Source organism: Calothrix rhizosoleniae SC01 (genome assembly GCF_900185595.1).
GTDB lineage: Bacteria > Cyanobacteriota > Cyanobacteriia > Cyanobacteriales > Nostocaceae > Calothrix_A > Calothrix_A rhizosoleniae.
Genome location: NZ_FYBH01000191.1, coordinates 1 through 20,995 on the forward strand (window position 1 = coordinate 1; position 20,995 = coordinate 20,995).

Here is a 20,995-nt window from a genome sequence, read left to right on the forward strand (position 1 = left end):
CAGCAGTTAAATCCTGGGGAAGTGTGGGGAGTTGGAGAGTGGGAGAGTGGGAGAGTGGGAGAGTGAGAGAGTGATGGTTGATAGTTGTTAGTTGGTAGTTGTTAGTTGTTAGTTGTTAGTTGGTGGTTGATGGTTAGTTATTTCATCTCCCCACACTTCTTTCCCTCTTTCCCTCTTTCCCTCTCTTCCCCATCTTCCCACCCTTATTTTTTAAGATGTAGCAACTTCAGTACTACCAACACTATGAGAGCGAGTCAGAGTATTAAACATTACTTGACCTATGGCCTTAATTAAACTTCCCTCTAGCTCCTGCACCATCTGCATATTTAACTGAAAAGCATAGTTTGATTCAGCAACAATGTTTGCAGCAGTAGCATCATCCACAGGTACAGCATCTAACGCCTGTCGGTATTTGTCTTTAAATGCCTTTTTGTCGGAAATTTGCTCAAAATTATAGAAGGATGTACCTTGAAACCCTGTTAATTTTAACCCAGATTGAGCGATCGCTTGTAGCATTTGTCCGCCAGAAAGGTCGCCCATATAACGAGTATAGGCATGACCAATCAACAATTCTGGAGTTTGAGTTACAAGTTCTTGTAAACGATTGAGGTAAATTTGAGTAGCGGGGGATGGTTTAATTTGCGATCGCCATTGCTTCCCATAATAAAATTCCATATCTTTCTCTAAGGCAGCTTGGCGATTTAGTTCAGGAAAGTACATCACCTCAATCACAGGATGGTTTCTATGATTTTCTATACCCTTTTCTAGGGCACTGTAAATAAAATATAAGTTGCTTAAAAATTTCGCAAAACAGTCTTTATCTACTACCCCTTTGACAAAACATTTCATAAATCCCACATTTTCTACTGCTGTATGGGATTTTTGTGTGCCAATACGAAGTTTCGCAGCGAGGTTAATACTCATGGTTAATTCCTTAATACTCCAATGCCAGGTTTTAATAATCGACTCTGGATGTTGACCAGTTGACAGTCAGAGCTGAGAGATTCCCCATGAAAAGCAATTCGACATCACACCAATACATTTGTTCTTTCTGACAATGCCGAACAATTTATTGATTGGTACTTCAATAATTTAACAGTTTATGTTTTTATAACTATTAAATTATTTATATTTATTTATATATGAAGACTAATAGATGTATTAGGTTAAAATTCAACAGTAAAATATTAGACATCTGCGGAAATGAGATATGCGTCAATCAGAATCCTTGTAGAGACGGGGAGAAGGGGAGACGCGGAGACATCGAAATGTTAAAAACCTACCCTTGTGAGGGAAACGGCATTCCCCCCAGCAAAACTGCACTTTTCCCCCTGCTTCTTCTGGTCAAAGTACCCCTACACACTCACTTAATACTGGCACCAAGTCACACAGATTGTGCTTACATTTTTCGCTTTCTGGAGGTTATATCACTATGCCAGAGTTGTACACTCTCTGTCCTGCCATTGCTTGCAGTGATGTAGTCGTACTGCCGTTCATGTAGCAACCATTGTTTCCTATATGCAGGGATTTCTCCGTACTAGGACAGGTATGCGTGTAGATGAATGCCTTACTCACATTTTTTACTTTACTATATAAACGATGGAATAAATCCCATCGTCTCGGGTTTTATCCCCTGTCTAAAGAACAAAACACCCAGATGTATTGCTCTTTCTTTTGGGGCTTTCACCCTCTCTTTACATTCTGTTAAAGATAAGAGTGTTTTACCTTACCGAAAAATAAAAGGATACAAGCCCCTGGCTTTAGACATGGGGTAAATCCAAAATCCAAAATCCATTTGATTTGTGACTATGACTATTGCTGTTGAGAATACATCCAGTCTCATTGAGACTACAAAACAGACCAAGCTAGCGGCGCTGAAATTAGCAACTCTGTCCACGGAGATGAGAAATCAAGCCCTAGAAGCGATCGCTAATGCCTTAGAATCGTCTAGGGATGAGATTGTGCAAGCAAATATTGCCGATTGTCAGGCTGCGGAAACAGATGGAATTGCCAAGCCCCTATACAAGCGATTACAGTTAGATGAACATAAATTGCGAGATGCAATCGCGGGAGTCAGAGATGTGGCTCAACTTGCCGATCCTGTTGGTGCAGTGCAGGTTCACCGGGAAATTGATACAGGCTTAATCCTCAAGCGTATCACTTGTCCTTTAGGGGTGTTGGGGGTAATTTTTGAAGCCCGTCCCGAAGCAGCAATTCAAATTGCGGCTTTGGCAATTAAGTCTGGGAATGGGGTAATCCTCAAGGGTGGTAAGGAAGCGATTCGTTCTTGTGAAGCTATAGTCAAGGCAATTAAGCAAGGATTGTCTACAACTGCGGTAAATCCCGACGCGGTGCAGTTGTTGACTACCAGGGAAGAAACATTAGAACTTTTAAAACTAGATAAATATATAGATTTAATTATTCCTCGCGGTTCCAACTCCTTTGTTCAGTTTGTCCAGGACAATACCCGTATTCCCGTATTAGGACATGCAGATGGTATTTGTCACTTGTATATAGATAAAAATGCGGATATGGAAAAAGCTGTAGCAATTACAGTGGATGCGAAAACCCAATATCCAGCGGCTTGTAATGCAATTGAAACTTTATTAATACATACCAGCATTGCCGATGTATTTTTACCTCCCATTGCTGCTGCCTTGCAATCCATGAATGTGGAATTAAAAGGGGATAAATTAGCCTGCGAAATTTTACCTAATATATCAGTAGTAACAGATACAGATTGGCAAACGGAATATAGCGATTTAGTTTTATCTATCAAGATTATCGATGATTTAGAACAAGCGATCGCTCACATTAATCAGTATGGCTCTAAACATACCGATGCGATCATTACAGAAGATGAACAAGCCGCAAAAACTTTTATGGCAATGGTAGATGCTGCGGGGGTATATCATAATTGCTCTACCAGATTTGCTGATGGCTTCCGTTATGGTTTTGGTGCAGAGGTAGGAATTAGTACTCAGCAAATGCCACCTCGTGGTCCTGTAGGATTAGAAGGGTTAGTGACCTATAAATATCAAATGTTTGGTGATGGTCACATTGCAGCCTCTTACACTGGTACTGATGCTAAATCTTTTACCCATCGGAATTTATAAGCCACAAAGAGGCAGGGGAGCAGGGAGCAGGGAGCAGAGAGCAGGGAGCAGGGGGAGTGTGGGAAGATGGGGAAGAGAGGGAAAGAGGGAAAGAGGGAAAGATAAAAAATCTTAACTTCCAACCATTAACCATCACTCCATCACTCCATCACTCTCTCAATCTCCCACTCCCCACACCCCCCACACTCCCCTGCTCCTCTGCGTATTTTGGTCAATTGAATTGAGATTCTATCTTTTGTAAAATCTCTTTTAGCCGCGCTAATTCATTGACGTAGCGTTTCGATTGAAAATAATCCTCAGCTTGCTTGAGAATATCGATCGCTTCTTTTTGTTGATTTTGTAATAATAGAGCATTTGCCAAACGTAAATGTGCATCAATTTTTTTAGGAGCGCGATTAATTACTTCTTCATATTTACTAATTGCAGCTTCTACTTGTTGTTGCTGCATTAGTGTATCTCCTAAAAGCAGATGAACCACATCATTGGTAGAATTAATGGCAATCACCTGTCGAAAATATTTTTCGGCATTTTGATAATCTTTTGTTTGATAAAAATTAATCCCTTGTTGGAATAGACTATTGGTTCTCCAAGTCCTGATAGAAAAATAAATTAATGAGGAGATCGTAAAGATAACAATAATAATAGCAAGGGAATCTAATGGTAAATTTTCCATAATTTTTTAATTCAAAAGACAAGCAATAGGAAACAGTAAATATTCTAAGAAAAATAGTTTCCAAATAAATTGATAAAAACTGGGTATTGTGCCTTGAACGTCTGCCCTTGGGACTATGGTATTGTTATCTGCCCACTGTACATCCTGAGAGCGCCACCACATAATTCCCAACAATAGCAGATGGGAAATAATCAGAAAAGTTGAATTGGCACCAATTTTAGGTAGTACAGACACCACAATCATCCCCAGATAACATATGGTAATTACCCAACGAGCCAAATTAAATACAGCTCGCTGACCAAGTTTAATCGTAAAAGTAGTGATATTGTATTGGCGATCGCCCTCAACATCTGGTATGTCCTTAAAGATAGCGATTGCAAAGGTAAATACTATAATAAATGCTGTTAGTATCCATACATTAGGCGGAATAGATTGATCCTGTTGCCATGCCCAACTGAAATGTAAAAATAGCCCTAAATTAACAATTGCTCCTCGCACAGCAAAAATACATAGTGCTGCCCAAAAAGGAAATCTTTTTAAACGAATTGGTGGTAAAGAGTAAGCAGTTCCAATGGCTAAACTAATTCCCACCATTGCTAATAAAAATGGTCCTTGAATGCCAGCCAAAAGAATTGCCAAAATACCTGTAATACTGACAATTAATTTCCCCATTTGTGGAGTAAACTTTCCAGAAGCAAGGGGGAAATGGGGTTTATTAATCTTGTCAATTTCTATATCTTCGAGTTGATTCAAGCCGACAATATAAACATTGCCACACAGACAAGCAATCCAACTTCCCCAAGGCGTGAGTAGGGAATGTTGAGAAAATAGGGAAATAGCGATTAAATACAAGCCCCACACACTTAAAGTCGTGCCAATAATCGTATGTGGGCGAGAAAACTTCCAAAAAGTATAACACCAATCCATATAAGTAAGTCGGCACAATAAAACCAAACTATGTGAAGAATAGTAAATAAGCCTAAAACCCTTGTTCCCCCTGCTCCCTGCTCCCTGCCCCCTGCCTTATCCAAACGATAATTTTTTACGCCAACCTACTTAATCCTGTATTTTAGATTTTAGATTTGGGATTGATTCCACACTTACCTCCTTATTCCCACGTTACTTATCATTTCTCGAACTTCAAAAAAAATAGGCGAACCGTGCGTTATTACTTATTATTTATTATTTATTATTTATTACTTGCGGCTAGCGCTATAACTCCTTCACTCCACAAAGCAACCCAAACCGAATCAACCCGCGTTGATAACCGCGACGCATCAACCCCAAAGATAATGCTCCCACAATTGTTGTCCATCCCGCACTCAACAACCCAAAAATAGCCTTGGGAGTGAAAGCAGAATCAATTACCACATGCCAAAAAGGTGCTACAGCCTTCGACCAATCAGCAGTATGGATATTCTTTAAACCAACTTGATTTGCGATCGCAGCATACTCAGGTAAGGAAATCACATAGGGTAAACAATACACCCGATAGATATCTTGTAAATGCTTTTGTTCATCTGCACTCAAAGGAGAATCATCAGTGGGGCGATGACACCAAGTCACTACAATCATCTTCCCTCCCGGTTTTAGTACCCGATAGCACTCCTGGATAAATTTACCTTTATCCGGCATGTGCTCCCCACTTTCCAATGACCAAACTAAATCAAAAGAATTATCTGCAAAAGGCATAGCTTGAGCATTAGCCACTAAAAACTCTGACTGGGATGTTAAACCCAACTCCCCAGCACGTTCGGTTGCTCGATTCATTTGCACTGGACTGAGGGTAATTCCCGTGGCTTGAGCATGAAATTTTGCTGCCAAATACAAAGAACTACCACCAATCCCACAGCCCACATCTAGAAGGCTCTCTATTTGATTTACCTGAGCCCACTGGAGTATTTCTTCAATTAAATCAATTTGTGCCTGTCTCCGGTCTTTTTTCTGGGTTCCCTCTGCACCATAATAGCCATGATGCATATGTTCACCCCAAATTTCCTCCCACAGCCCAGAGGAAGAATCATAAAATGCTTGAATTCGCTGGTAAAGAGTTGCACTCATAAATGAAGCAATGTTAAGACAAAACTGCAACAGGATGGACAATATACTGGTAGGCTACCATGTGTGTTTTTAATTAAATATAGGAAGTTTTTATTTTTCAGCAAAATAAGCTCTGCCTTTAATCTCAGACAGTTGCCTTATTGGGAAAATCAAAGACGGCACTGATTCACTGATACTCATAACTGAAATGACTGTTTCTCGCACAATTTGCTTGGGTTTTTTGGCAGTAATTACAGTAGGAACCATCCTATTAATGATGCCTTTTGCTACTAGTACTGGTACTTGGAATAACCCAATTGTGGCTTTTTTTACTTCAACCTCGGCGGTTTGCGTGACTGGGCTAGTAGTAGTTGATACTGGTACTTATTTTTCTTTTTGGGGTCAGTTACTTATTTTACTGCTACTTCAGATTGGTGGATTGGGTTACATGACCACAACTACTTTTCTGATTTTACTCCTGGGTAAAAAATTTGACCTGAGCCAAAAAAGAGCAATTCAAAAAGCCTTGGATCGGCCGGGAATGAGTGGTAGTACGTATATTATTCGTTCTATTATTGCGACTACATTAATTTTTGAAATTACAGGTATATTCTTATTACTACCGACCTTTATTCGAGATAGTGGATGGCAACAGGGAACATGGTTAGCGATTTTTCATAGTATCAGTGCTTGGAATAATGCTGGCTTTAGTTTATTTGCAGATAGCTTAGTTAAATATCAGTCATCTACCTTATTAATTTTCACAATTTCTGCCTTAATTGTATTTGGGGGTATTGGCTATCAAGCAATTTTAGAAATGTTTTTTTACTTGCGCGATCGCTTGGAAAGAAAGAAGGAGAAATTGGTTTTTTCTCTAGATTTTAAAGTAGCAACTAGCACAACTATTGTCTTACTTGTTTTGGGAACTATAGCATTTTTTCTAGTAGAATTAAGACATTCTGCGAAATTTGGCATCCTCAATAATTATAATGGATTTTTGGTAGCTCTATTTCAATCAGTATCGGCTAGAACTGCTGGTTTTAATAGCATTGATATTGCCAAAATGAGCAATGCTGGGTTATTTATTATGATTGGTTTGATGTTTATTGGTGCTAGTCCTGGTGGTACAGGTGGAGGAATTAAAACTACTACCATTAGAGTCTTGACTAGTTGCACTAAATCAATTCTACTAGGAAAACAGGAAGTAATTTTATATGAACGTAAAATCTCAATTTCTCTCATTTTAAAAGCTATTGGAGTCTTAGTTGGCTCCGTGGGAACTGTAATTACATCTACAGTACTAATTTCTCTGACCGACCCTCATTTACCTTTTTTGCAAATTTTGTTTGAAGTGGTATCTGCCTTTGCAACTGTGGGCTTATCTACAGGTATTACTGCCGATTTATCTGGATTGGCAAAGCTAGTTTTAATTTTCACCATGTATGCTGGGCGGGTAGGAATACTACTATTAATGTCATCTCTTTTGGGAGATCCTCGTCCGACTCAGGTTCACTATCCTGAAGAAAATTTACTGGTGGGATAAGTTAATTAAATTACAAATACAAAGATTCCCAAGAACTGAGGTTTAAATACCAATAAATGCTTCAAAAAACAAAATCTATGAATTTATCATCATTAAAATTTTTTCGTAATTTAATTAAAGACAATCATCAGTTTGCAGTGATTGGCTTAGGTCGTTTTGGTCGTTCAGTTAGTTCCACTTTACATAAATTAGGTTATCAAGTAATAGCCACAGACATAGATGAAAAGCTAGTATCCAACGCTCTCGCGGAAAATATTGCAGGTCATGCTTTGCAACTAGATTCAACCCAGCCAGTAGCCTTGAAAGAAGCTGGAATTTTTGAGTTTGATACTGTAATTGTAGCCATAGGTAATTATATTCAAGAAAGTATCATTACTACCTTAAATGTCAAAGAGGGTGGGGTACCCAATGTAGTTGCTAAAGCATCAAGTGAAGTGCATTGTAAACTTTTGAGAAAAGTTGGTGCAGATCGTGTAGTTTTCCCCGAATATGAAGCAGGTTGTGCTTTAGCAAAAAGTCTTACCAAACCATCAATTTTAGAAAGATTTGACCTCGATCCCGATAATTGTATTGTAGAGGTGATGGTACCCGAAGAATTTCATGGTAAAACCATTGCAGAGCTACAATTGCGTAACCGTTTTGGTGTAAATGTATTAGCAGTGAGCGAGGGTGGCAAATTTGTCATTAACCCTGAGCCGACTAAGCGTTTACAGAATGGGTCAATTATGGCAGTAATTGGTAATAACAAAGATATTAATCGTTTGCCAATTTAAAGGATATTGATGGCAAAACTGGGAATACTGCCCTCTAGATTAAGGGAACACCAAAAAATAAATTACCAAATTTCTGGACTTGAACTACTTGCTTCACTCCCCCTGCTCCCCTGCTCCCCTGCTCCCCTGCATTCCAAGTGATTGATTATTTTTTTATTTGGAAGTCCCTAATTTTGTGGACTTTCTATGAGAATCACAGGGATAGAACTAGTTTCTAACACACCTTGGGAAACCGAACCAACTAATACCCGTTCCCAAGGTTGATGTCCACGTTTTCCCAGAATAATATCAGTAACTCCATACCTCTGAGCAGTATTAATAATTTCTTCGGGAATATTACCCGTAGTAGTGATAAATTCATGGCGAATATCAGATAGTAATTGTTGAGTTTGTCTCCTTAGATGTTCCACAACAGCTTGATCTGGGATAGTAATCACATATAACACGATCGCTTCACCATTTGTTTGTCTAGCTAAGTCTCCTACCTTCTTCAACACCTCCACGGCTAAAGGGGAATTATCTACCGCAGCTAATAATAGGGTACGGCTAGCAACAGTAACTTTAGTGGGATCGACCTCTCCCTTTTGTAATAGCTTAGGGGCAAAGGTAGCCGTTGACCAAGCTCCTAAAGGTGCAGTAATTAAAATAGATAAAGCTGCGATCGCTAAAATGATTTCTCCTCCTACAATACCTTGACTGAGGGGAATTGCTCCAATGGCTGCTTGCACTGTAGCTTTAGCAGAATTTCCCGGAAGCAAAAATAGTTTTTCTCGCCAATTCCAATTACTACCCCAAGTGGAAAGATACCAACCAATTGCCCGACCAATCAACAGTCCCACTGCTAAAATGAACACACCTGGGAGAAGATTTTTTTCTAATACTTTTAATTGAATAAGTAGGTAGGCGTAAAAAATTATCGTTTGGATAAGACAGGGGGCAGGGGGCAGGGAGCAGGGGGAAAAAGGGTTTTAGCCTTATTTACTTTTCTCCACATAGTTTGGTTTTATTGTGCCGACTTACTTAGTTGCCCCCATCAATACAAATAAAATAATCTCAGCAATTATCCATAGACTGTTAAAACCAATCCGCAATCTCCGAGCCAAGGGCGCATCTAACTCTATAAGAAAAAAACCCATTGCCATAGTTGCTAAATAACCAGAAAAATAGGGAAAACCTTTGGCAAAAATAACAGTAAATAAAGCCAAACTCGCAGCAATTAAAGTATCTTGGATCGCATTTTGAGTCCAGTTTTGAGTTGCCAATACGACAACTAATAAACGGGCTGCCAAATAACCACAAACAACACCCAAACCAATTTGTAAAATTATCTGCAAAGGCAATAATTGCATGGGGGTTAAAGTTAATCCTCCCGGAAGATTAATAGTTTGTGTACCGCCCTTACCCAAAAAGTTTACCAACAGACTAAAAACCAGCAATAGCAAAACATCAGAGAGGGCGCTACCAGTCAAAATTGCATCAGGTATACCCTTAGCCACACCCCACCCTAAACTTTTCAGCCGCAGCATTCCGGGAACAATTACCGCCGGAGATTCTGCCCCAATTACACAGCCCAACAATAGCCCAGTCCAAACATCAAACTGAAATAAAAACATCCCTGCGATCGCGATCGCAATCACTTCTCCTGTAGCTGGTAAAAATCCTAACCTCAAGGCAACTGTACCCTGTTGAGCTAACTTTTCTCGATCCAAGCCCAAACCAGCTTTCATGAGAATAATCATCACTGCCACAGTTCGTAATTCATCAGCAGCATTTAGTACATCTAAACTGAGTAAATTACCAACCTGGGGGCCAATGAGAATCCCCATTAAAATCATGCCAATTAAAGGTGGAGCGCCTAAACGACGAGCAATTTGACCGCCAAAAAAGCCTGATACCAGAATCCACAGCACACTGACTAACATTTCGTTTAAAAAATACTCCTCAAGATAGATGCTTTGATAAACAAAATTGTAAGTGAAAAGATGTAGCTTCACCTATTGGCAAAAAGTTAATATTTATTTTATAAATATGCTTTTAATTATCTAGTGAAGGTGACACAGATTAATAAAAAATACTGGTAAATTTTCCCAAAAATATTCTAAAATATCGCATTATGCAATTAGGGCGCGGACATTATTGAAGGCCCAAACCTATGAACAGTAAACTTATTATTACTTATTATTTATTACTTGCATGTAGGGCTACAGAAGTGAGAGAACCGTAGTGAATTGGAGTATAATTTCTACTCAAAATATTGATGTTAAGCTCGATATAATGAAATTGTGGCTTCAATAATGCTGTTTGTCTTTGAAATTAATGTCAACATGCAGACAGCATTAGCAGGAGAATAGAAAATATGACAAATCAATTGAAAACCGCTGCTTTGCTCGCTGCTCTAAGTGGTCTTTTGATTGCAATTAGCCATTTAGTCATTAGGGGTGCTGGTGGCTTAATAATTGGACTGATTTTGGCAGCAGTAACCAACTTATTTGCCTGGTATCAATCGGATAAAATTGCTTTGGGAGCTTACCATGCTAGTGAAATTTCACCCCAAGCAGCACCGGGATTGTACCGCATGGTAGAAAGATTATCCCAAAGAGCAAACCTACCCATGCCTAGGGTATATATAGTTCCCAGTCAAAATGCTAATGCCTTTGCAACGGGAAGGGATCCAGAACATGCTGCTGTTGCTGTTACCGAAGGAATTTTAGATATTCTTCCAGAGGAGGAACTAGAAGGAGTAATTGCCCATGAACTAACTCATATCGCCAATCGAGATACCCTTACCCAAGCAGTTGCAGCTACTATTGCTGGTGCTATTGCTTATTTAGGACAAATGCTGAGTTACAGCCTCTGGTTTAGTGGATCCCGAAATGATAGAGGCAATCCTTTAGGGATTATAGCAACCATTATTTTAGCACCCCTGGCAGCAACAATTATCCAATTAGCCATATCTAGGACAAGGGAATTCTCTGCTGATGCTGGCGCTGCTAGATTGACTAGAAATCCTCGCGCTTTAGCTCAAGCCTTACAGCGTTTGGAATCCACAGCAGAACAAACACCAATCAGAGCTAATCCGGCTTTTGAGCCACTGTTAATTATTAATTCCTTGTCAGGTAAATTTTTGGGGGACTTATTCTCCAGTCATCCGGCTACAGAAGACAGAATTGCGGCATTATTGAAGTTAGAACAACAGTTGATAACAGGGTATTAATTTATTAAACCCCGTCCATGTTGAAATCTGGAGTTAATGATTAAGTAGGTAGGCGTAAAAAATTATCGTTTGGATAAGACAGGGGGCAGGGGGCAGGGAGCAGGGGGAAAAAGGGTTTTAGCCTTATTTACTTTTCTCCACATAGTTTGGTTTTATTGTGCCGACTTACTTATTTGCATGTGTCATTGCGATGCTCCTCTCGCAGAGTAGCAATCCTAAATTAATGGATCAAAAACTACAGTTTTCAAGGTAGATGAGGTTTAAATCTCAAAGCTAAACAGATTCTTTGGCTTTGAGAATTGATGAGAAAACTTGAAACAGGATATCTGAATAAAACAATGACTGATAAAAATAATGAGAACAAGACCACTGTAGATGTGACTCCCCAAACCAGTGCTCTAGTAGAAACGGAAATGGCTGACGAAACTGACGAAATCAAAAATGAAACTAAAGCCTTGATTGACGCAATCAAAAAACGTGCCCAATCCGAGGCTCAATCTGCTGGTACACTCACCCGCGACACCTATTTAAATGCAGTCCGTCAAGCACGGGAAGCCATTGAAGCGAACCAATTGATAGAACGCGATCGCATCGAACACGCCTTTGATATGATTCAGCAAGAAGCTCAGAAAAATTGGGATTCTGTGACCAAAGAAGTACAAGATTTAGGCGATCGCTTACAATCAGCTGCAAAAGCTGCTTGGGAAGTTTTGACTGCACCGCGTTCTTAGCAGGGAAGAATGCACAAGTAATAATTAATAAGTAATAAGTAATAAGTAATAAGTAATAAGTTTAACCTCTGGCTTGAAATAGAGGATTCAAGAAATGATTCATCTTGATTATTTTTCTTCATGAATGAAGAGGCTTTATACCATTTTCGAGCTCGACTATTACTTATTCTTTTTACTTATATAGCACTACCCTAATTAGGGCGCGGACATTGTTAAAGGCTCAAACCTATGAACAGTAAACTTATTACTTGGGCATAGGACTATACAATCTACGTATCTTATGTTTTGCGATCTGTTAAAATTGGTCAAAACAGGAAAAGGCGGTGCATCGAGTACCGCCTTTTCCTTGGGAAGTCTGTGTATCTCACCACCGAATGGAGTACCATTGTGGCGAGGGAATTACTACTCCCCAGACCATATATTTAGTTAAGAAATTATTCCTATGCGAACTCACTATTGCGGCGAACTCCGAAACAAGCACATTGGAGCAAGTGTCACCTTATACGGCTGGGTAGACCGTCGCCGCGATCATGGGGGCGTGATATTTTTAGATGTACGCGATCGCTCTGGCATTATCCAAATTGTCAGTGATCCCCAACGCACGCCGGATTCCTACGAACTAGCCAACTCCCTACGTAATGAATATGTTGTGGAAATCCAAGGAAAGGTAACACAACGTCCTGAAGAATCCCTCAATACCCGCCTACCCACGGGAGAAGTGGAAATCTACGCCGAGGAAATTAAATTGCTCAACGGCGTTCGTAAACAACTACCTTTCCAGGTTTCCACTGCTGAAACAGATCCGGTACGGGAAGAATTACGGCTGAAATATCGCTATTTAGATTTACGACGCGATCGCATGGCGAGTAATCTGCAAATTCGCCACCAAGTAATGAAAGCAGTGCGTCGCTTTTTGGAAGATAATGAAGGGTTTATTGAAGTCGAAACCCCAATCCTCACCCGTTCTACCCCCGAAGGTGCTAGGGATTATATTTTACCTAGTCGTGTCAATCCTGGGGAGTGGTTTGCTTTACCCCAATCACCCCAACTTTTCAAACAGTTATTAATGGTGGCTGGTTGTGATCGATACTATCAAGTGGCTCGCTGCTTCCGAGATGAAGATTTACGGGCTGACAGACAACCAGAATTTACCCAGTTGGATATGGAAATGAGTTTCATGTCCTTAGAAGATATTATTGCCATCAATGAAAAGTTAGTGGCTCATATTTTTAAAACTGTCAAAGGAATTGATGTACCACCTGCATTTCCTCGTCTCACCTATGCTGAAGCAATGAACCGCTACGGTACAGATAAGCCAGATACTAGATATGGTTTAGAACTAGTAGATGTTTCTGATATCCTCAAAAATAGTGGTTTCAAGGTTTTTCGGGAAGCGATCGCTAATGGAGGAATTGTCAAAATTCTCCCTATTCCCCAAGGAAATGATGCTATTTCCAATGTCCGCATTAAACCCGGTGGAGATATTTTTAAAGAAGCCAGCGAAGCCGGTGCTAAGGGATTAGCATTTATCCGAGTCCGGGAAGATGGGGAAATAGATACCATTGGTGCAATCAAAGACAACCTCACCCCAGAACAAAAACAAGAGATTTTGACTCGTACAGGTGCGAAACCCGGACATTTACTGTTATTTGGTGCAGGTGATACCGCAACCGTCAATAAAACCTTAGATAGATTGCGACAATTCATGGCTCAGGAATTCCAGTTAATTGAGCCAGACAAAATCCATCTCCTCTGGGTTACTGATTTTCCCATGTTTGAATGGAATGCCGACGAAAAGCGCCTAGAAGCTTTACATCACCCCTTTACTGCACCCCACCCCGATGATATAAGCGATGTGAAAACAGCCCGCGCCCAAGCTTATGACTTAGTTCTCAATGGCTTTGAAATTGGTGGTGGTAGTTTGCGGATTTATCAAAGGGAAATTCAGGAACAGGTGTTTGATGCGATCGGGCTTTCCCCAGAAGAAGCAAATAATAAGTTTGGCTTCCTTCTAGAAGCATTTGAATATGGAACTCCACCCCACGGAGGTATTGCCTATGGCTTAGATAGATTGGTAATGTTACTAGCGGGAGAAGAATCAATCCGGGATGTAATTGCCTTTCCGAAGACACAGCAAGCTAGATGTTTATTAACAGATGCACCCGCTAGTGTGGATAATAAACAACTGAAAGAATTGCAAGTTACCTCTACTTGTAAGTAATAAATAACAAGTAATAAGTAATAAGTAATAAGTCAGGAATTACACAAGGACACACAATCTCAAAGCCTGATTTTTGCGCCTATACAATGGGAGGAAGTTTAATTTTTGCTTCCTCCTTGTGGTGCGCTTATGTGGAATGGGGAGAATGTCTACAGTCATCGCCTCGGCTAGCGACAATAGATTCTAAAGTCGTAAACCTCTGATTCTCCTGGAAAGCACGGCGAAGAATTTCAGAATCCATTGCATCTTCAAGAGCTTCAAGAAAAATTAATTTATCCAAGACATCTAATAACAAAGTTAGTTTAAATCTGTAGGGTAGATTGATGCAGCAAAAATACTGATAAAGCAGTGATCTTAACCTATTGTTTAGAAACTATTAATCATCCGTACTGGTGTAATTATAAAAACTAATCGCCAAATCTAATCATAAAATGCAAAAAGTAGTCATTCATACATACATTGGCAAAAACCGCATATACCATTAGATAAATCTTTTTGTTAAAAAAACTTAAAGATACCTACATCGCTTTTTATTCTTGCCATGCAATGCAATTAAAAGCATTAGGAGCCTACATTTGTCCGGAATATTCCTCTTCGCAGATGTAGTTAAGTTAACGTAATTCCCAAATAGCAGACAAAAAGAACTCCTCTCGATAGAGGATGTATTGACAAAAGTCTGCTAATATGCAGTTAGAGCTAAACGCAAAGGAGTTTGCTATGTATCAGCGAATGTGCTGGTTATCTCAGTCAGGTGATGATGGAGAAAAAATTTTACATTTACAAACCAAACCCCATGAACCTTGGCGTTCTTATACAGCTTTTCCTCAATACAAAGTCCCAGATTACGACATCCCAGGCGGTTCTAAAGGCTTTGCCACCTATCAAAAACTATTAAAAGCAGGCTGGAATTTGGTTCCCAGCGCGAGGGCTAATGAATTTTCTTCTACAACTGCTCCAGTCGATGTGAAAGATAATTAACTAGACAATAAATATAGAAAGGAGAAATTTCGGGGTATCCAAGCCAATCTAGGGGGATTGGTTCCATATCCACTTTAACCACTGACTAAAGGATCTAACAGCATTGATCCGTTTGACCCCTGGCGCACGGGCTGCTGCTAGACCATCGATTGTTCTGAGGACAGAATATTGCAAACCGAGGAAACTATCAACGGCTGCATAGGGACCTCCTAGGGTAATTGCCCCGGCTGCATACATTTGACCTTTACCATTACGCATTTTGACAACCTCAAAGTTGTTGGCGACATCTAATCTCCCCATTGGGTTGAGAAGTAGATTGTAATGCTGTACTAAATCATTGAGTAGAGGACTAGCTTCCACCTTGGCATCTAATCCGGTAGCATCAATAATAAAGTCAGCATCAATGGTGACCTGTCCGAAGTCTTTTTCTTGAATATAAGTCGTGGTGCGATTTTGGGTATCCCGTTCTACCTTTTCTACCTGACCAAACTCAATTCGATACCAGCCTTGCTTTAATCCTTGTTCGGTAATATGTTGCCAATCGAGACGATCTGCGGTGGTGGTGCCTCCCCAGTCTTTTAATAGGCGGTAACGTTCATCAGGGCTGGCTTTTTCTAACATTACCCGTAATTCCCCACCCCAGCAAGCTTTTGGCCAATTAAATGGCTGAAACTCATAATGATGTTTGACTGGACGCTGGGTATGACCAAATTTATTACCTTGGGGTTTAGGCGATCGCATTAAGTGTAAAATGTTGATATTGTGATTCTGTTTCCTGGCTTCATAAATGCGCTGCACAATTCTGGAAGCAACAATACCTCGACCCCGCAACAAGACTGTGCCACCATGCTTTTCTAAATGCTGATAAACATGGTTGTGGTCTTCATAGGCATTAACAACTGACTGAAAATCTTTGTATTTTTCTCGATAAGCTTGTAAGTCTGGCAGAAATTGAATTGCAGGATAGCCAGTGGCTAAATGTAAATAACGGCAGACAAAGAAGGCATGATCTCCTCGTCCTCGGGAATATGCGATACAATATCTGCCATCATCAGTTTTGCGAATTGAGCGCACTCTGCCATAGCGGTATATCTGCGCCCAACCAATACGCTTTGCTTCTCGGTCTATGGAGTCAAATACATTACTCGCACGGGGTGTGTATGTTTCTATAAATGTGGGTTCTGCAAATACTTGCCACAAATACTTGAATGTGGAGTTGATTTTGCCGTGGGTGAGGTCGTGCCAAGCTTCCCGTAGAGCATAACTGGGCCAACCCCAAATATTATCGGGGCAAGAATCTGAGTTGGAACGCAATCTTTCGTTTAAGGGAATTTGGGAATTTAAGCACAGGCGCTTATATCTAGCATAGGGCTCTTTATCCAAACCCAATGCCAAGATTCTGTCTAATTTTACACCACTTATCCTCAATAAATCTACCCAAATATAACTACCTAAACCAGCTCCAATGGCTAAATAGTCGCATTCATCAACAGGTAAACCCGTGGCGTGTAATTGTTGTACAGGAACCAGTTCTTGCTGAAATACTGGAGGAGGAAAATTACTTCCTAGAGGCGTTAAAGGTTGGACAGGTGGTAGGGTAGGGTCTGGAAGGTTGGTAGTGGGATTGAATTGGATTGTGGAGTTAAATTGGGGAGATGGAGGAGAGTTGGGAATTTGTGTGGCAATGGTGCCAGAAGTAGGATTACTTTGAGCGATCGCGGCAAAGGTAACAGTAATAATACAATCGCCTATTTTTAGCCTATCTCCACTATTAAGAATTGTATGTGTTTGTCGTATACCATTGACAAATAGACCATTAGCACTATTCTGGTCTATTATTACTACTTGATTTTGTTCTAAATTAATCAGTGCGTGGAAACGAGAGACTTGCTCATTTTGTAATTGTATACGGGATACCCTTTGACCTTGAATATTCATTGGCATCCGAGCAAATTCTCTACCCAAGGCAATAGGTAAGCTCAAATGAGGTTCTCTGCGCTCTCCCGTATCTGGATCATTCCAACTTAATTGAATTTGGAAATTGCTAGTCATACAATTTTGGATTTTAGATTTTAGATTTTAGATTCAATTTTTGTTTGATTAAGTATCATCCTGTTTTTTCAAGTAGTAAATTCGCTGTGTCAATCTAGCAAGGTAACATTTTCCATATCTTGCACCACATGATCCCGGAAAATTATCGCCTGTAACCATTATTTCTTAGGGTGGACAATGCCCACCTTACCTTTATTGGGAAGATGCTAGGTATTTTTTCAGAAATCAAACAGGATTTCTATATTAGTAATTATTTGAAATTTAAGTAAGTCAACAAAAATATTTACCATTATTACGAACTACGCGAAGTAATCCTAACCCTTTCGATTGCTTCGTTTCACTCCGTTACACTCGCAATGACATTGTGTAATTAATTATGTTTAACTACTTATGAGCGTGAAGTTGAAAATTTTTAATTAAAAACTCAACACTTAAATACTTATAGCACTCCGCATATACGTTAAGACATTATTGAAGCAGCAAACCTATGAACAGTGAATTTATTACTTATTACTTATTACTTGCGCGTAGCGCTTGTTATTTGTCCGGTGCTACCAATACACTTACTGCTGCTGCTAAAGATGTACCACACCAAGGACAACCAACTTGTAAATGTTCTGGGGAAGATACTTTATGACATTTAGGACATTGCAAACCATAAACCTCTGGGTGTTGTCCGGGAGAGTTATGGGAATGATAATTTCCCTGAGGTACTGGCTGCTTTTGGGCTGGGGGTGTTGGTACTGAATGTTGGTGATAAATTCCCGGTGATTGGGGTCTTGCAGAGGGTGTGGGTGGCGCTACAATTGTGGCTGCGATCGCATTATTCGTAATATCTGCTACTTTAAGCTCAGTTTGTTGCCCTAGAAGAATTTTACTACCTTGCTTTAAAGGCATTTCACCGTTAAATAGCTGCTGTCCATCTACAAGGGGAGGATTTATCGGTTTGAGATTTCTGATATAAAAGTTTTGCTGTTGCTGATGAAAAAATATTTCTATATGCAAACGAGATACAGTCGCATCATTCAAAACCAGATCACATTGAAGGGGATCTCTACCTATACGGAAAGTTCCTGGATTTTTACTCGCTTGGCGATCGCTAATTTGTAGAGTTTTTTCTTGATCTACATCATGCCACTGTAAGGTTATTGCATTCATCGTTTCTCACAAGGTAACTCTCATTATTAGTTACTTCAATTCCTCCTTGTGAGATTCCTAACATAGTTGGCAAGAGTAAGCAAGTGATTACAAACAATTGTATTGAATAGACAGACCATAGCAGAAATATGGAAAAATTGAAGCAGGCAGAAGCCTCAATGAACTGGGTGTAGGGGATAGGGTTTAGGGTATAGGGAACCCCATACTTATAAAAAAGGGGCTTGCACTCAGATTTCGGAGCTAATTCTTCCTCTACACCCCAGACCCTACAACTGCCCTAAAAGGGCTTGATCAACTTGATGGTAGCTTGTGTACAGCAGGAATATGCAAACAGATATTTTTAAACATCTCCAAGAAAACAAGATTAAATTTGTTCGCGTCCTCTTCTGTGACAATGCCAATATTATTCGTTCCAAGGCATTTCACATCGATGTATTACCAGAACACTTTAATACAGGTGTCAGTATTACCGTAGCGCAACAAGCATTTCCAGTAATGTATGATACCGTGGTTGGCCAAGCCGGTCTGGCTCCAGTTGGGGAGGCTTGGTTAGTTCCAGACTGGTCTACCATGCATTTATTACCCTATGCTCCCACCCATGCTGCATTAGTTGGGGATATGTTCAAAAATGGTTCTCCTTGGTCTTTATGTCCTCGTGGGTTTCTCAAACGAGCGATCGCCGCAGCCGAAAATGCAGGTTTGCAAATTAAGGCAGCTTTTGAGAATGAATTTTATCTGCTCAAATCCACTCCTGATGGGATTGCTCCCACTGATAACACCGTTTTTGCTTCCACCTTGGGCATGGAAATCAACCGCGCCGTGATTGACGAAATAGCCGACGCTCTTACCGGTCAGGATATTCAAGTAGAGCGGTATTATCCAGAATCGGGCCCAGGTCAACAGGAAATTTCCATTCGCTATAGCGACGCATTACAAGCTGCTGACCGACAAATTGCTTTCCGCTCTACAGTAACAGGAGTCGCCCTCAAACATGGCCTCACAGCTTCTTTTATGCCGAAAATTTTCCCCGAGCAAGCTGGTAGTGGTTGTCACTTGCATCTGAGTCTTTGGTCGGGAGAGAAAAATTTGGTCACGGATGCTGGTGGGGTTGGGGGAGTCTCAAAAATTACTCGTAGTTTTATTGCTGGGATTCTGGATCATTTACCTGCTTTAATGGCACTGACAACACCTAGCGTTAATTCCTATCGGCGGATTCGTCCCCACTTTTGGAGTGGTGCATTTCGGGCTTGGGGATTGGATAATCGGGAAGCTGCGGTGAGAGTCCCGAGCAATTTTGCGCCGCCATCCCCCACTCATTTTGAATTGAAAACCGTTGATGCTTCGGCTAATCCTTATTTAGCTTTAGGAGCTGTCATCTCAGCTGGTTTGGATGGAATTAACCGCAATCTTGAGCCTGGGGAACCTGTGCAAGTTGACCCAGGAACTATTCTGGAAGCAGAACGGGAAGCTATGGGAATAGATGCTCTGCCTAGTTCCTTGGGAGATGCGATCGCTCATTTGAGTAATGATGATACACTGAAAAATGCTTTAGGGTCTGAGTTAGCCCAAGCATTTATCGCCGTTCGTCAAGCTGAATGGGAAGCGATGAAGGATATGTCAATAGAAGAGGAAGTCAAAATACTACTGTCACGATATTAATCAAAGGCGGAAAAAATGGAACTTGCAGATATTCCTGCTATTGACCAACATGCTCATAATTTATTGAAGCCAGAAGCGCTTGCCAATTACCCTTATGCTGCTGCTTTTACCGAAGGTCATCATGATGGCAATATAATTAATTATCATGCCCGTCAGACCCTATTTTATCGTCGGAGTTTACGGGATATAGCAGACCTGTTAAAATGCGAACCTCAAGAGCCAGATATTTTAACTCAACGAAGTAATTTAGGGTTAGAAAATTTGACAAAAGTTTGTTTTACTGCTGCTAATCTAGATGCTATTTTATTGGATGATGGCTTCCTGCCTGAAGAAATTTTACCTTGGCAATGGCATCAACAATTTGTTACTGTATGGCGGTTACTGAGAATAGAAGATGTAGCCCAAAATCTCATTCCCCAAGTAAATAGCTTTGAGGAATTTTGGTCGAGATTTAGGGCAGAAATTGACCCCCCACCTCCAGAAGTTGTAGGTTTTAAAAGTATTGCTGCTTATCGCACGGGTTTAGATATTCAACCTGTAAACTTGGCTGTAGTCAAGTCTCAATTTAATGCACTCAAACAAACCACCAGAGAAAAATCACCACGTTTGCATGATAAGTCTTTGATTGACTTTTTAGTCATGGAGACATTAGAAGTAGCTGCCAAACATCAAATACCCATACAATTCCATACAGGATTTGGCGACCCTGATTTAGATTTACGCCAATCAAATCCTTTATATTTAAGGTTTTTATTAGAAGATCATCGCTTTCGTAATGCTCCGATTGTTTTATTGCATGCTTCCTATCCTTATATGAGGGAAGCTGGTTATTTAGCA

The 20,995-nt window shown here is 40.3% G+C and carries 16 protein-coding genes and 1 pseudogene; 9 read left to right on the top strand and 8 right to left on the bottom strand.

Translation table 11 applies throughout. The features are described from left to right. Positions 1–210 precede the first annotated feature (210 nt). Complete coding sequence (locus CALSC_RS11865) at positions 211–924, bottom strand: biliverdin-producing heme oxygenase (protein ID WP_088241557.1); 714 nt, start codon at positions 922–924, stop codon at positions 211–213. Positions 925–1,808: 884 nt separating this feature from the next. Here CALSC_RS11865 and CALSC_RS11870 point away from each other — a divergent pair. Continuing rightward, a complete protein-coding gene (locus tag CALSC_RS11870) occupies positions 1,809–3,116 on the top strand; it encodes a glutamate-5-semialdehyde dehydrogenase (RefSeq protein WP_088241558.1) in 1,308 nt (435 codons plus the stop codon). 211 nt (positions 3,117–3,327) lie between these two features. Here CALSC_RS11870 and CALSC_RS11875 read toward each other — a convergent pair whose 3' ends face one another. The 3 genes from CALSC_RS11875 to CALSC_RS11885 form a co-directional block, all read right to left on the bottom strand. Then, positions 3,328–3,789: a tetratricopeptide repeat protein gene (locus CALSC_RS11875; protein ID WP_200817617.1), complete on the bottom strand. Its 462-nt coding sequence runs from the start codon at positions 3,787–3,789 to the stop codon at positions 3,328–3,330. Positions 3,790–3,795: 6 nt separating this feature from the next. After that, positions 3,796–4,716 (bottom strand): homogentisate phytyltransferase, encoded by a 921-nt coding sequence (locus CALSC_RS11880; protein ID WP_088241560.1) that lies wholly within the window; start codon positions 4,714–4,716, stop codon positions 3,796–3,798. Positions 4,717–5,001: 285 nt separating this feature from the next. Next, positions 5,002–5,850 (bottom strand): methyltransferase domain-containing protein, encoded by an 849-nt coding sequence (locus CALSC_RS11885; protein WP_088241561.1) that lies wholly within the window; start codon positions 5,848–5,850, stop codon positions 5,002–5,004. A gap of 187 nt (positions 5,851–6,037) precedes the next feature. Here CALSC_RS11885 and CALSC_RS11890 point away from each other — a divergent pair, with 187 nt between their 5' ends. Together CALSC_RS11890 and CALSC_RS11895 are read left to right on the top strand one after the other, a co-directional pair. Next, a complete protein-coding gene (locus tag CALSC_RS11890) occupies positions 6,038–7,372 on the top strand; it encodes a TrkH family potassium uptake protein (protein ID WP_088241562.1) in 1,335 nt (444 codons plus the stop codon). A gap of 77 nt (positions 7,373–7,449) precedes the next feature. Continuing rightward, positions 7,450–8,145, top strand: coding sequence for a potassium channel family protein (locus CALSC_RS11895; protein WP_088241563.1), 696 nt, complete (start codon positions 7,450–7,452; stop codon positions 8,143–8,145). 167 nt (positions 8,146–8,312) lie between these two features. Here the strand turns inward: CALSC_RS11895 and CALSC_RS28185 are convergent. After that, positions 8,313–10,067, bottom strand: a pseudogene (locus tag CALSC_RS28185) (cation:proton antiporter). 434 nt (positions 10,068–10,501) lie between these two features. Between CALSC_RS28185 and CALSC_RS11910 the strand changes: the two are divergent. The 3 genes from CALSC_RS11910 (at position 10,502) to aspS (ending at position 14,311) form a co-directional block, all read left to right on the top strand. Beyond that, positions 10,502–11,359 carry a M48 family metalloprotease gene (locus tag CALSC_RS11910; protein ID WP_088241565.1) on the top strand — a complete coding sequence of 286 codons (858 nt, stop codon included), beginning with the start codon at positions 10,502–10,504 and terminating at the stop codon, positions 11,357–11,359. A 338-nt stretch (positions 11,360–11,697) separates the two neighbouring features. Continuing rightward, positions 11,698–12,090 carry a hypothetical protein gene (locus CALSC_RS11915; RefSeq protein WP_088241571.1) on the top strand — a complete coding sequence of 131 codons (393 nt, stop codon included), beginning with the start codon at positions 11,698–11,700 and terminating at the stop codon, positions 12,088–12,090. Positions 12,091–12,532: 442 nt separating this feature from the next. After that, the gene (gene aspS, locus CALSC_RS11920; RefSeq protein ID WP_088241566.1) at positions 12,533–14,311 is read left to right on the top strand and encodes an aspartate--tRNA ligase; all 1,779 of its coding nucleotides are present in this window, start codon (positions 12,533–12,535) and stop codon (positions 14,309–14,311) included. Positions 14,312–14,438: 127 nt separating this feature from the next. Here aspS and CALSC_RS26435 read toward each other — a convergent pair whose 3' ends face one another. Beyond that, positions 14,439–14,606: a hypothetical protein gene (locus CALSC_RS26435; protein ID WP_235006767.1), complete on the bottom strand. Its 168-nt coding sequence runs from the start codon at positions 14,604–14,606 to the stop codon at positions 14,439–14,441. A gap of 422 nt (positions 14,607–15,028) precedes the next feature. Here CALSC_RS26435 and CALSC_RS11925 point away from each other — a divergent pair, with 422 nt between their 5' ends. Next, the gene (locus CALSC_RS11925; RefSeq protein WP_200817618.1) at positions 15,029–15,289 is read left to right on the top strand and encodes a hypothetical protein; all 261 of its coding nucleotides are present in this window, start codon (positions 15,029–15,031) and stop codon (positions 15,287–15,289) included. A gap of 48 nt (positions 15,290–15,337) precedes the next feature. Here the strand turns inward: CALSC_RS11925 and CALSC_RS11930 are convergent, their stop codons facing one another. Together CALSC_RS11930 and CALSC_RS11935 are read right to left on the bottom strand one after the other, a co-directional pair. Further along, on the bottom strand, positions 15,338–17,341 hold the full coding sequence (locus CALSC_RS11930) for an FHA domain-containing protein (RefSeq protein WP_088241567.1): 2,004 nt from the start codon (positions 17,339–17,341) through the stop codon (positions 15,338–15,340). A 537-nt stretch (positions 17,342–17,878) separates the two neighbouring features. After that, positions 17,879–18,499 (bottom strand): FHA domain-containing protein, encoded by a 621-nt coding sequence (locus CALSC_RS11935; RefSeq protein WP_088241568.1) that lies wholly within the window; start codon positions 18,497–18,499, stop codon positions 17,879–17,881. Between the two features lie 324 nt (positions 18,500–18,823). On the opposite strand from CALSC_RS11935, the gene CALSC_RS11940 reads away from it, so the two are divergent. Then, complete coding sequence (locus CALSC_RS11940; RefSeq protein ID WP_088241569.1) at positions 18,824–20,158, top strand: glutamine synthetase family protein; 1,335 nt, start codon at positions 18,824–18,826, stop codon at positions 20,156–20,158. 15 nt (positions 20,159–20,173) lie between these two features. Continuing rightward, positions 20,174–20,995 (top strand): amidohydrolase family protein (locus CALSC_RS11945; protein WP_088241570.1); only part of this gene is annotated, 822 nt, incomplete at its 3' end.